Below are 12,033 nucleotides of genomic sequence, written 5' to 3' on the forward strand. Positions count from 1 at the left end.
GTGCCAACATTGACGTGCGGCTTCGTGCGTTCAAATTTTCCCTTGGCCATTAACGGTACCTCAAGACGTTAGAAGTTAACAATGAATCTACAGCACCAATCCCTGGTGCCCATGGACAGAATTGAACTGTCGACCTCTCCCTTACCAAGGGAGTGCTCTACCGCTGAGCTACATGGGCATCGATGACCGAGGTTCCTGAAGCAATTCCGCGGCTGCAGCCTGGAGCGGGTGAAGGGAATCGAACCCTCGTCATAAGCTTGGAAGGCTTCAGCTCTACCATTGAGCTACACCCGCAAAACCATTACCCGAAGAACGATTGGACAGCTGCACCAACGGCGGCATTCTTGGTGGAGGGAGAAGGATTCGAACCTTCGAAGGCGGAGCCGTCAGATTTACAGTCTGATCCCGTTGGCCACTTGGGTATCCCTCCAGCCAAGAACCCGCGATTCTGAAGCCCGAAGGACGGATTGTCAAATGGTTTTTCGCTCCGGCTGCAGTCGGGCACCAGCGACGACATGGGCGACCACAACCGCTGCCCTATTGGTGGCCAACAGCGTAGAATCGCTCCGCATCCCGTCGTCTGGATCGGACCACGATGCGCCACGCCAGCCCCCGCGCCCGGCCCCCCCTGCCCCCGGCAGTCAGCAGCAGCCTGCGGCAACGCTTCGGCGCGCGCTTCGCTCAGGGCGAGTCGGTCCTCGCGCAACACGGGCGCGACGAGTCGATGCACCCCACCGCCCCACCCGATGGCGTGGTCTTCGTCGAGAGCACCCAGGAGGTGGTCGAGGTCGCCCAGCTGTGCCGGCAGCATCGCGTCCCGATGATCGCCTTCGGCAGCGGCAGTTCGGTCGAAGGACAGGTGCTGGCCACCGCTGGCGGCATCACCATCAGCCTGGCGCGGATGAACCGGATCCTCGCGACGCGCGCGGCGGACCTCGACGCCACGGTCGAAGCGGGGGTGACCCGCCTGCAGCTGAACGCCGCCCTGAAGGGGAGCGGGCTCTTCTTTCCCATCGACCCGGGAGCCGATGCCTCGTTGGGCGGCATGGCGGCGACCCGCGCCTCCGGGACCAACGCCGTCCGCTACGGAACCATGCGCGACAACGTCCTCGGCCTCACCGCCGTGCTCGCCGACGGCCGCATCCTGCGCTGCGGTGGCCGCGCCCGTAAGTCCTCCGCCGGCTACGACCTGACGCGCCTGCTGATCGGCTCGGAAGGCACGCTCGCCATCATCACCGAACTTACCCTGCGCCTGCAGCCATTGCCGGAAGCCATGTCAGCGGCGGTCTGTGCCTTCGGCAGCGTCGCGGGCGCCGTGGACACCGTCATCGAGACGATCCAGACAGGCATCCCGGTGGCGCGCGTCGAACTGCTCGACCGACTGACGCTGGCGGCGGTGAACCGCTACAGCGGTACGGCGCTGAAGGAACTGCCGACGCTGTTCTTCGAGTTTCACGGCAGCCCGGAGTCGGTCAGGGAACAGGCCGAGGCGGTGCAGGCCATCGCCGGCGACCACGGCGGCGCGGACTTCGCCTGGGCCACGCACGCCGAGGAGCGTACGCGCCTGTGGCAAGCCCGCCACCATGCCTATTTCGCGTGCCTGCAGCTCAGGCCGGGACATCGCGCCTTTCCGACCGACGTCTGCGTACCCATCTCCCGCCTCGCCGAATGCATCGGCGAGACCAGCGCCGACATCGCCCGCGTCTCGATCCCGGTGGCGCTCTTCGGCCATGTCGGTGACGGCAACTTCCACCTCGTCGTGCTCGTCGACCCGGCAAACGGACACGACTTGCAGGAAGCCGACTGGATCAACGAGCGCGTCGTCGAGCGGGCGCTGGCGATGGCCGGCACCTGCAGTGGCGAACACGGCATCGGCATCGGCAAGACACGCTTCATGCTGCGTGAACATGGTGAGGAGGCAGTGGCCGCGATGCGGGCGATCAAGGACGCACTCGATCCCGACCACCTGCTCAACCCGGGCAAGATGCTGCCGCCTGCCTGAACCACGAAAACCCGTGCCGGGAGGCAACCAGCGCCCCGGCCAAAGGTCAGATCAGTTAGCCGATGGCGCGCAGGCTGCTGGCGACGATCGATCGGATGAGGAGGAAGGCCCATGGGTGATCTGTCGGTCACGCTCGATAGCCGGTACACCGCGACCTCGGGCCGCGTCTTCCTCAGTGGCACGCAGGCACTGGTGCGGCTGCCGATGCTGCAGGCGCTGCGCGATCGTGCCGCGGGACTGAACACGGCAGGCTTCATCGCCGGCTACCGGGGCAGCCCGCTCGGCGGTCTCGACCAGGCACTGTGGAAGGCAAAGCCACATCTGGACGCCCACCACATCGTCTTTCAGCCGGCGGTGAACGAGGACCTGGCGGCGACCGCGGTCTGGGGAACGCAGCAACTCGGGCTCTTCCCCGGCGCGAGATACGACGGCGTCTTCGCCATGTGGTACGGCAAGGGTCCCGGTGTGGACCGTTGCGGTGACGTCTTCCGCCACGCCAATGCCGCCGGGACAGCCAGCAAGGGTGGCGTCCTGGTCATCGCCGGCGATGATCACGCAGCGAAATCATCGACGCTGCCGCACCAGACCGAGCACGTCTTCAAGGCGGTGATGATGCCGGTTCTCTATCCGGCCAACGTCCAGGAGTATCTCGATCACGGCCTGCACGGCTGGGCGATGAGCCGCTACTCGGGCTGCTGGGTGGTGATGAAGGCGCTTGCCGACACCGTCGAAACCTCGGCATCGGTAGTGATCGACCCGGCGGCAACCGTCATTCGCCTGCCCGACGATTACGAGATGCCGGCTGGCGACCCGCATGGCCTCAACATCCGCTGGCCCGATCCTCCGCTGCAGCAGGAGGCACGCCTGCTCAACCACAAGCTGTACGCCGCGCTCGCCTACTGCCGTGCCAACCAGCTCGACCGCGTGCTTATCGACAGCAATGATCCGGACAACCCCGCCCGGCTCGGCATCATCACCGCCGGCAAGGCCTACCTCGATGTCCGTCAGGCGCTCGACGAGCTCGGCATCGATGACGGACTCGCGGCGCGGATCGGCATCCGGCTGTACAAGGTCGGCATGGTCTGGCCGCTCGAGCCTGACGGCGTACGCCGCTTCGCCGAGGGCCTCGAGGAGATTCTGGTGGTCGAGGAGAAGCGGCAGCTGCTCGAATACCAGCTGAAGGAGGAACTGTACAACTGGCGCGAGGACGTCCGCCCGCGCGTCGTCGGCAAGTTCGACGAGAAGGGCGAATGGTCGCTGCTGCCGACCGGCAGCGGCCACTTGCGCCAGGGCGACTGGCTGCTGCCGGCAGCCGGCGAGCTGTCGGTGGCGCAGGTGGCACGCGCATTGGCGGCGCGCATCGGCCGCTTCTTCACTTCGCCGGCCATCGAGGCCCGCCTGCGACTGCTCGAAGCCAAGCAGCAAAGCCTCACCGCCACGACCACGCTGGCAGCCAGTGGCAGCACCCTCCAGCGCACGCCCTATTTCTGTTCCGGCTGCCCGCACAACACCTCGACCCGCCTGCCGACCGGCTCGCGCGCCGTCGCCGGCATCGGTTGCCACTACATGGTGACCTGGATGGACCGCAATACGTCCACCTTCACCCACATGGGCGGCGAAGGCGTCACCTGGGTCGGCCAGGCGCCGTTTTCCGGCGACCGCCACATCTTCGCCAACCTCGGTGACGGCACCTACTTCCACTCGGGCCTGCTGGCGATCCGCCAGGCGGTCGCTGCCGGCGTCTCGATCACCTACAAGATCCTCTACAACGACGCCGTCGCGATGACCGGCGGCCAACCGGTCGACGGCCAGCTGGGTGTCGGCCAGCTGACCCGCCAGCTCGAGGCAGAAGGCATCAGCCGCATCGTCATCGTCAGCGATGAACCGGAAAAGTACCGGCGGGTGCGCGATCTGGCGCCGAACACGCCGGTCCGCCACCGCGACCAGCTCGACGCCGTGCAACGCGAGCTGCGCGAACACCGCGGCGTGTCGATCCTGATCTACGAGCAGACCTGCGCCACCGAGAAGCGCCGCCGGCGCAAGCGCGGCACGCTTGCCGACCCGGCCCGGCGAGTGTTCATCAACGCGGCGGTCTGTGAGGGATGTGGCGACTGCGGCGTGCAGTCGAACTGCCTGTCGGTGGTCCCGGTGGAGACCGAGTTCGGTCGCAAGCGGGCGATCGACCAGTCCTCGTGCAACAAGGATCATTCGTGCCTGAACGGCTTCTGCCCCAGCTTCGTCACCGTCGAAGGAGGCAGGCTGCGCCGTGGCAGCGCCATCGCCGTCGACGGCGACGCGCTCGCCACACTCCCCGACCCACCATTGGCAGATACCACGCGACCATTCAACATCCTCATCACCGGCGTCGGCGGTACCGGCGTCGTGACGCTTGGAGCGCTGCTCGGCATGGCCGCCCACATCGACGGCAAGGGCGTCTCGGTACTCGACATGACCGGCCTGGCGCAGAAGTTCGGCGCCGTCTTCTCGCACCTGCGAATTGCCGACCGGGCGCAGGACATCCACGCGGCACGCATCGCCACCGGAGAAGCGGACGCTCTCATCGGCGGCGACCTCGTCGTCAGCGCCAGCACCGAAGCACTCTCGAAGCTCCTCGCCGGCAAGACACGGGCCGTGATCAACATCGCCGGCACCCCTACCGCCGAGTTCACCCGCAACCCGGACTGGCAATTCCCGCGACAGCGCCTGCAGGAACTGATCGACGATGCCTGTGGCAAGGGCACCCCACTGTTCCTCGACACCGCGGAGATGTCGCGCAGCCTGCTCGGTGACGGCATCCACGGCAACCTCTTCCTGCTCGGCGTCGCCTGGCAGAAGGGACTGGTGCCGCTGTCGCTGGCGGCCATCGACCGTGCCATCGAACTCAACGGCACGGCCGTCCAGCAGAACCGCCAGGCTTTCCTCTGGGGCAGGCGAACGGCGCACGATCCGCAGACGGTGCAACGGCTGGCGGTTCCGCCGAGCCGCACAGCCGCCCGACGGCTCTCGGCAAGCCTGGACGAACTGATCGACCGCCGCATCGAAGCCCTGACCGACTATCAGGACGCACGCTACGCCGAACGCTACCGCCGGCTGGTCGAACGTGTGCGGGCGAGCGAGCGGCCACTGCGCTCGACCCGCCTGAGCGAAGCGGTGGCGCGCGGCTACTTCAAGCTGCTGGCAGTCAAGGACGAGTATGAGGTCGCACGGCTGCACTCCGACCCCGCATTCAGGCAGCAACTTTCGGAGCACTTCGAGGGCGACTTCAGGATCCGTTTCCATTTCGCGCCGCCGTTGCTGGCGAAACCCGATCCAGACACCGGCAGGGTTGCGAAACGCAGCTACGGGCCCTGGATGATGCGCGCACTCGCCGTCCTGAGCCGGCTCAAGGTTCTGCGCGGCACATTCTTCGATCCCTTCGGCGGCAGCCAGGAAAGGAAGGTGGAACGACAACTCCTCGCCGATTACGAAGCCGACATCGAACTGCTGCTCTCACGCCTCGATCTGACGACGCTCGCCACCGCCATCGAACTCGCGTCGCTGCCCGAACAGCTGCGCGGTTTCGGCCACGTCAAGGCAGCCGCGGTGCTCAGGATGCGGCCCCGGCGCGAGGAGCTGCGAGGCCTCCTGCTGCCGGCTCCGGCCACCGCGGCGGCGGCGGACTGAGCGCGCAACGCGGCAGCGGGAATACAATGCACCGCTCAGCCTCGAGGACCCTCTGCGTGCCCCTTCTGCCCGCACCATCTCCAGAGCGCACCGACACGCCGGCAGTGGCCCTGCCCCGACCGCAGCGGCAGCTGGCGCTGCAGTTCGCCGCCGCACTCGCCGTGCTCTCGCTCGCCTGGCCTTACTACGGCATTCGCGGCGAAGCACTGCCGTGGCCGCAGACCGCTATCGTCATCGGCACAGTCGCCCTGCTCTTCGCCACGCTGAGCCGCCAGCCCTGGTGGTGGCGGGTCGTGCACGCGCTCTTCGCGCCGCTCGCCTGGGGGGTCTCACTGCTGCAGCTCGACCCCGCTTGGTTCCTGCTCGCCTTCATGCTGCTGCTGCTCGTCTATCGTGGCGCCCTGTCCGGCCAGATCCCCCTCTACTTCTCCAGCCGCCAGACCGTCGACACACTCGCCGCACTCACGCGCGATTGCCACGACCTGCACTTCCTCGATCTCGGCGCCGGCATCGGCAGCATCGTGCAGCCGCTGGCGGTCGCGCGACCGGACGCCTGTTTCACCGGCATCGAGAACGCACCGGCCACCTGGCTGGTCGGCCGCGTGCGTACGGCAGCCACCGCCAACTGTGCCTGGCGCTGGGGAGACCTCTGGCAAGCCGATCTTGCCGCCTACGATGTCGTCTACGCCTTCCTCTCGCCGGCACCGATGGCTGCCCTGTGGGAGAAGGTGGTCCGCGAGATGCGCCCCGGCAGCCTGTTCATCAGCAACAGCTTCGCCGTGCCCGGCGTCACCGCCACGCACGAAGTCGATGTCGGCGACCGCCGGCACAGCCGCCTTTTCTGTTACCGTGTCTGAAGCCGCAGCGGCACAACTTTGTTAAGATGGCTCACCCCATCACACCGGAGCAAGAACAATGTCGAACCTCAATTCCGTACCCGATCCCCTGAGCTTCGCCAGGAAAATGTGGGGCAGCATGGGCGTCTCCCTGCCCGGCATGGTCACCCCGAGCCTCAACGTCGAAGATATCGAGAAGAAGATCCGCGACCTCAAGGCCGTCGAGAACTGGCTGAAGATGAACCTGTCGATGCTGCAGATGACCATCCAGGGTCTCGAGATGCAATGCGTGACCCTGAACGCCGTGCGCGCGATGGGCCAGATGGCAAGCAGCTACGGTACGGCCGGCGTCGGCGACGAGGCCCAGGGCAGCAGCCTGGCCGAGCCCGGCAGCGGCAATGAGGCGCTCAAGCAGGCCGCGCTGTGGCCGCTGACCTTGCTGCAGCAGATGCAGGAGCAGATGCAGAAGGCCGCGACGGCAGCCGTGCAGGCCAGGCAGGGGCAGGAAGAGCCGCCAAAGAGCTGAGAACCGCGCGGTCGCCGGCCGCCGGCGACGAGTGCTACGAGACGAGTCCGTCGGCGCGCCGGCGCTGCCGGCCTCAGATCACCGACTCCTGCTGCAGCGCATCCACCTCCTCGTCGCTGAAACCGGCCGCGCGAAGGATCTCGCGTGCATGCTCGCCGGGTGCCGGGGCTGCACGTTCGACGGCGAAGACCCAGCCCGAGAGCTTCAATGGCGGCGCATACTGGCGCACGCCGTCAGCCTCGACGACCATCTGGCGAGCGGTGAAATGCGGATGGCGCAGCGCTTGCCTGACATCCAGCACCGGCGTCACGCAGCAGTCGATAGCAGCGAAGAAATCGCTCCAGCTCGCCTGGTCCCGACTGGCGAAGAGCGCCGCGAGTTCGCTGCGCAGGGCGGCAGCGGCGGCGCCACGCGCCGCGTGCCGCGCTTGCCAGTCGGGTCGCCCGACGGCATCGCAGAAGAGATCCCAGAACTTCCTTTCGAGCGGCGCCACGGCCATGAAGCGACCATCGGCGGTGGCATAGACGCCATAACCGGCATCGCCGCCACTGAGCTGGTCGCCGCCGCGCTCGGGTACGCACCCGGCTGTCTGCAGGGCAAAGAAGGGAAACAGGTTGTGCGCCAGCACCGCCTCGCTCATCGCCACATCGACCAGGCGACCCTGGCCACTGCGCTGCGCGTCGAAGAGCGCCGCGAGGATGCCCATCACCGCCGTCAGCGCGCCGCCGAGGAGGTCGCCCACCTGCAGGTTGGGAATCGCTGGCTGGCCACCGGCAACGCCGATCTGGTCGAGAACGCCGGCGAGGCCGATGTAGTTGAGGTCGTGGCCGGCAGCCATCGCCAGCGGCCCGGTCTGTCCGTAACCGGTGATCGCGCAGTACACGAGGCGCGGATTGGCCGCCCGCAAGGCAGCGTAGCCGATTCCGAGCTTGTCGCTGACCCCCGGCCGAAAGCTCTCGACGACGATGTCGGCGTCGCGCACGAGGCGCAGGAAGACCTGCCTTCCCTGCGCCTGCTTGAGGTCGAGGCGCAGCCCGCGCTTGTTGCGATTGACGCAGCGGTAGAAGACGCTGACGCCGTCCGGGCCATCGCCGAGGATGCGCGCGTAGTCGCCGGCCGCATGGTCCTCGATCTTGATCACATCGGCCCCGAGGTCGGCGAGATGCAGGGTCGCCACGGGTCCGGGGAGCAGGCGCGTCAGGTCGAGAACGCGCACGCCGCAGAGCGGGGCACCGCTCATGATCCGGCCTCACAGGGCTCGAGCCAGCTGGCATCCATGTCGATCACCATTCCCTTGTGCAGCGTCTGGTCGAGAAACTGCCCGCGGAACAGCCAGCCGGGAGGCCTGTTCTGGTGTGACCACGGCGTTTCCCAGGAATCGACCCGCACGTGCACCCGCAGCACGTCGACCTCGCCGACCGCCGCCGCATTCAGCACGCAGGGCGTCGCCGCCGCCATGCGCGCATGGTCGGCACGCGTATAGGCCGCCAGCGGCTTGCCGATCTGCGGACAGAGCTCAGCCCGGCGTCGCTGCGGCACTAGTTCGGCGATGGTGCCGCGCAGCCAGTAGGTCGGTGCCCGCAACAACCAGCCGTCACCGCCCTCGCGCAGAAGGACGCAGTCGCCCGGCTGCGGCAGCCGACGCTCGCCGGACGCCGGCTGTGCGGCACTGGCGAAGAGTGAAGTGAACAGCAGGAGGACGCCGAAACCCGTACTCGTTGCCTTTTCCGTGCGGCTCCTCCCGTCACGACAGCCAGCGCTTGCGTCGGCGATAGTGCTTGACGTCGCGAAAGCTCTTCCGCCCACCCGACGACAGGCCGAGGTAAAACTCCTTGACATCCTCGTTGGCCGCCAGATCCCTGGCCGCGCCCTCCATCACGACGCGACCGTTCTCGAGAATATAGCCGAAATCGGCATAGCGCAGCGCCATGTTCGTGTTCTGTTCGGCGAGCAGGAAGGTCACGCCCTCCTTCTGGTTGAGATCCCTGACGATGCCGAAGACCTCGTCGACGATCTGCGGCGCCAGTCCCATTGACGGTTCGTCGAGCAGGACCATGCGCGGATTCGCCATCAGCGCCCGACCAATGGCGCACATCTGCTGCTCGCCACCCGAGGTGTAGGCGGCCTGGCTGCTGCGTCGTGTCTGCAGTCGCGGGAAATACGAATAGACCTTCGCCAGCGTCTGCAGGATGGCTGCCCTGCCATCACGCCGCGCATAGGCGCCGGTGAGCAGGTTCTCCTCGACGGTCAGGTGGGCGAAACAGTGGCGCCCCTCCATCACCTGGATGACACCGCGCCGCACCAGGTCGGCCGGCGTCAGCGCCTCGATCCGTTCGCCACGCAGGTCGATGGTGCCCTTCGTCACCTCGCCGCGTTCGCCACGCAACAGGTTGCTGACCGCGCGCAGCGTCGTCGTCTTGCCGGCGCCGTTGCCGCCCAGAAGGGCAACGATACCGCCCTCCGGAACGCTGAACGAAACCCCCTTGAGGACCAGGATGACGTGGTTGTAGATCACCTCGATGCTGTTGACGCGGAGAAGTGTGTTGTCGGTGCTCATGAGCCTCCTGCGCCAGAGTTGCGGCACGGCCCGCCTGCCACGCAGCAGGCGGGCCCGCCAGCGACCCGCGACCGGGCGGGTCTGCGGACTACTTCCTGCACTCCTCGGGAGTGCGCGGCTTGATCTTCTTCTCCTCGGCATACTTGCCGGAAGCCAGCATCACCATCGGCCGCAGGTTCTTCTCGTCCGCCTGATACCAGTCCGAGCTGAACTCCCACTTGTTGCCGTTCCAGGTATGCACGCGCACCCACGCCGAGCCCATGTGATCGAGACACGAGGTCTGCACCGGCCGCATGACGCCGGCAAAACCCATCGCATCGAGCGTCTTCTGGTCGAGGTTGAGGTTCTCCAGACCCCAGCGCACCTGCTCGCCGGTCATCACCTTGCCCTTGCCATAACGCTCCTGCGCCTTGCGCACGCCTTCGACGCCGAGCATCGCAGAGATGAGGCCGCGCATGTAGAGCACGTTGCCCACCTCCTCCTTCGGACCGGTACCCTGGCCCTTGGCATAGAGCAGCTCGAGAATCTCCTTGACCACTTTCGAGCCCGGTTCGGCACCATGCTGCAGGGTCATCGCGCTGTAGCCCTTGGCTCCGTCGGCGACATCCTTGACGTCCGGTTCGGCGCCAGCCCACCAGATGCCGAGCATCCGGTCACGCGGGTAGCCGGTCGCCTGTGCCTCCTTGAGCGCCGTCGAATTCATCACGCCCCAGCCCCAGAGCAGCACGTAATCCGGCTTCTGCTGCCGGATCTGCAGCCAGGTGGACTTCTGCTCGACGCCGGGATGCGCCACCGGCAGCAGTTGCACGTCGAAGCCATAGGCCTTGCCCAGCTCCTGCAGGATCGGGATCGGCTCCTTGCCGTAGGGACTGTCGTGATAGACCAACGCGATCTTCTTCCCCTTGAGTTTGCCGACAGCGCCCTCCTTCTTCGCTATGTGCTGGATGGCGACATCGGCGCCGACCCAGTAGGTGCCGAGGAGCGGGAAGTTCCAGGTGAAGACGGCGCCGTTCTGCGACTCGCTGCGCCCGTAGCCGGCGGTGATCAGCGGGATCTTGTCCACCGGCGCCTTCTCGGTCAGGGCGAAGGTGATTCCCGTGGACAGCGGCTGAAAGACCGTCGCGCCACCCCCCTTGCCCTTCAGACGTTCATAGCACTCGACTCCGCGGTCGGTTGCATAGCCGGTCTCGCATTCCTCGAAACTGATCCGGACGCCGTTGATGCCCCCCTTGGCATTGACCAGCTTGAGGTAATCGAGATAACCATTCGCCCACTGCTGCCCATTGGTCGCATAAGCGCCGGTGCGGTAGACCAGGACCGGAAAGAACTGCTCCTTGGCTTGCGCCAGAACCGGCAAAGCAGTCAGTGAGGCAGAGAGCGCCAGCGCTGACACAGACGCCATCCGAACGAGTTGCTGCAGTTTCATCAATGTCTCCTCTGGTTGTATTCATCGGGGTACGTCCAGCACGATGCGCCTGGGTGGCGCTGCAACGGGCGAGAGCGGATCACCGCCCTCAATGCGGAAATGGCCACAGCCGCAATTTCTCCTTGGCGGTCGACCACATGCGGGCGATGCCGTGCGGCTCCTTGATCAGGAAGAAGATGATCAGAGCGCCGAAAATGATCAATTCGGCGTGCGACACGCCGGCCGTCGAAATGCTGATGCCGAAGACGCTGCCGATCGCCGGCAGGAACTGGTTCAGCGCGATCGGCAGGATGACGATGAAAGCGGCACCGAAAAAACTGCCCATGATCGAACCGAGGCCACCGATGATCACCATGAACAGCAGCTGGAACGAACGGTCGACGGAGAACGCCGCCGGCTCCCATGACGCCAGGTGGACGAAACCCCAGAGGGCCCCGGCAGTGCCGACGAAGAAGGAACTGACGGCAAAGGCCGAAAGCTTGGCAAACAGCGGCCGGATGCCGATCACCTCGGCCGCCACGTCCATGTCGCGGATCGCCATCCACTGCCTGCCGATGGCGCAGCGCGTCATGTTCTTCGCCAGCAGCGCGAAAAGCACCAGGATCACCAGACAGAGCAGGTACCTGTCCACCGGCGAATCGATCTGCCAGGACAAGACCTGCAGGTTGGCGACGGACACCGACCCGGACGAAGCGTTGTTGGTAAACCACGGAACACGCAGGAAGACCCAGTCGGTGAAGAACTGCGCGGCTAGCGTCGCCACCGCCAGATAGAGCCCGCGGACGCGCAGGCTCGGGATGCCGAAAAAGATGCCGACAGCGGCCGCCGTCAAGCCACCGAGCAGGAACGAGACGAGCAGCGGCAGACCGTCGATGCGGATGTGGAAATTGTAGGCGGCATAGGCGCCGACAGCCATGAAGGCGCCGGCACCGAGGGTGATCTGGCCGCAGTAGCCGACCAGGATGTTGACTGTTACGTCTTCCTCTCCCAGAGGGCTGAGGCGCTCGCTCATCCCGCGAACGG

General features: G+C 66.3%; 9 protein-coding genes and 3 tRNA genes. 4 read left to right on the forward strand and 8 right to left on the reverse strand.

Annotated features, from left to right (window positions below; all coding sequences use genetic code 11):
- Window positions 1-103 precede the first annotated feature (103 nt).
- The 3 genes from NFW30_RS14585 to NFW30_RS14595 all read right to left on the reverse strand — a co-directional run bounded on the left by NFW30_RS14585 (window position 104) and on the right by NFW30_RS14595 (window position 430).
- Window positions 104-178, reverse strand: a tRNA-Thr gene (locus NFW30_RS14585).
- 42 nt (window positions 179-220) lie between these two features.
- A tRNA-Gly gene (locus tag NFW30_RS14590) sits at window positions 221-294 on the reverse strand.
- A gap of 51 nt (window positions 295-345) precedes the next feature.
- Window positions 346-430: transfer RNA gene (locus tag NFW30_RS14595), tRNA-Tyr, on the reverse strand.
- A gap of 165 nt (window positions 431-595) precedes the next feature.
- Here NFW30_RS14595 and NFW30_RS14600 point away from each other — a divergent pair.
- The 4 genes from NFW30_RS14600 to NFW30_RS14615 all read left to right on the forward strand — a co-directional run bounded on the left by NFW30_RS14600 (window position 596) and on the right by NFW30_RS14615 (window position 7,027).
- Window positions 596-2,002: an FAD-linked oxidase C-terminal domain-containing protein gene (locus NFW30_RS14600; protein WP_295355969.1), complete on the forward strand. Its 1,407-nt coding sequence runs from the start codon at window positions 596-598 to the stop codon at window positions 2,000-2,002.
- Window positions 2,003-2,113: 111 nt separating this feature from the next.
- The gene (locus NFW30_RS14605) at window positions 2,114-5,665 is read left to right on the forward strand and encodes an indolepyruvate ferredoxin oxidoreductase family protein (RefSeq protein ID WP_295355970.1); all 3,552 of its coding nucleotides are present in this window, start codon (window positions 2,114-2,116) and stop codon (window positions 5,663-5,665) included.
- A gap of 56 nt (window positions 5,666-5,721) precedes the next feature.
- On the forward strand, window positions 5,722-6,522 hold the full coding sequence (locus NFW30_RS14610; protein ID WP_295355971.1) for a class I SAM-dependent methyltransferase: 801 nt from the start codon (window positions 5,722-5,724) through the stop codon (window positions 6,520-6,522).
- 58 nt (window positions 6,523-6,580) lie between these two features.
- Complete coding sequence (locus tag NFW30_RS14615; protein ID WP_295355972.1) at window positions 6,581-7,027, forward strand: PhaM family polyhydroxyalkanoate granule multifunctional regulatory protein; 447 nt, start codon at window positions 6,581-6,583, stop codon at window positions 7,025-7,027.
- A gap of 73 nt (window positions 7,028-7,100) precedes the next feature.
- Here NFW30_RS14615 and NFW30_RS14620 read toward each other — a convergent pair whose 3' ends face one another.
- From NFW30_RS14620 to NFW30_RS14640, 5 genes are all read right to left on the reverse strand, one after another.
- On the reverse strand, window positions 7,101-8,267 hold the full coding sequence (locus NFW30_RS14620; RefSeq protein WP_295355973.1) for a CaiB/BaiF CoA-transferase family protein: 1,167 nt from the start codon (window positions 8,265-8,267) through the stop codon (window positions 7,101-7,103).
- Window positions 8,264-8,614, reverse strand: coding sequence for a hypothetical protein (locus tag NFW30_RS14625; RefSeq protein WP_295355974.1), 351 nt, complete (start codon window positions 8,612-8,614; stop codon window positions 8,264-8,266). The genes NFW30_RS14620 and NFW30_RS14625 overlap by 4 nt, the downstream gene beginning before the upstream one ends.
- 157 nt (window positions 8,615-8,771) lie before the next feature.
- The gene (locus NFW30_RS14630; protein WP_295355975.1) at window positions 8,772-9,584 is read right to left on the reverse strand and encodes an ABC transporter ATP-binding protein; all 813 of its coding nucleotides are present in this window, start codon (window positions 9,582-9,584) and stop codon (window positions 8,772-8,774) included.
- A gap of 88 nt (window positions 9,585-9,672) precedes the next feature.
- Window positions 9,673-11,010, reverse strand: a complete 1,338-nt coding sequence (locus NFW30_RS14635; RefSeq protein WP_295355976.1) for an ABC transporter substrate-binding protein — start codon at window positions 11,008-11,010, stop codon at window positions 9,673-9,675.
- An 88-nt stretch (window positions 11,011-11,098) separates the two neighbouring features.
- Window positions 11,099-12,033 (reverse strand): branched-chain amino acid ABC transporter permease (locus NFW30_RS14640; protein WP_295355977.1); only part of this gene is annotated, 935 nt, incomplete at its 5' end.

It is taken from the genome of Accumulibacter sp. (assembly GCF_023806635.1).
Taxonomy (GTDB): Bacteria; Pseudomonadota; Gammaproteobacteria; order Burkholderiales; family Rhodocyclaceae; genus Accumulibacter.

What these genes read in the sequence shown, in the direction of transcription:
- NFW30_RS14600 (WP_295355969.1), top strand. Translation starts at nt 596, where the DNA reads ATGCGCCACGCCAGCCCCCGCGCCCGGCCCCCCCTGCCCCCGGCAGTC.
- NFW30_RS14605 (WP_295355970.1), top strand. Translation starts at nt 2,114, where the DNA reads ATGGGTGATCTGTCGGTCACGCTCGATAGCCGGTACACCGCGACCTCG.
- NFW30_RS14615 (WP_295355972.1), top strand. Translation starts at nt 6,581, where the DNA reads ATGTCGAACCTCAATTCCGTACCCGATCCCCTGAGCTTCGCCAGGAAA.
- NFW30_RS14620 (WP_295355973.1), bottom strand. Translation starts at nt 8,267, where the DNA reads ATGAGCGGTGCCCCGCTCTGCGGCGTGCGCGTTCTCGACCTGACGCGC.
- NFW30_RS14630 (WP_295355975.1), bottom strand. Translation starts at nt 9,584, where the DNA reads ATGAGCACCGACAACACACTTCTCCGCGTCAACAGCATCGAGGTGATC.
- NFW30_RS14635 (WP_295355976.1), bottom strand. Translation starts at nt 11,010, where the DNA reads ATGAAACTGCAGCAACTCGTTCGGATGGCGTCTGTGTCAGCGCTGGCG.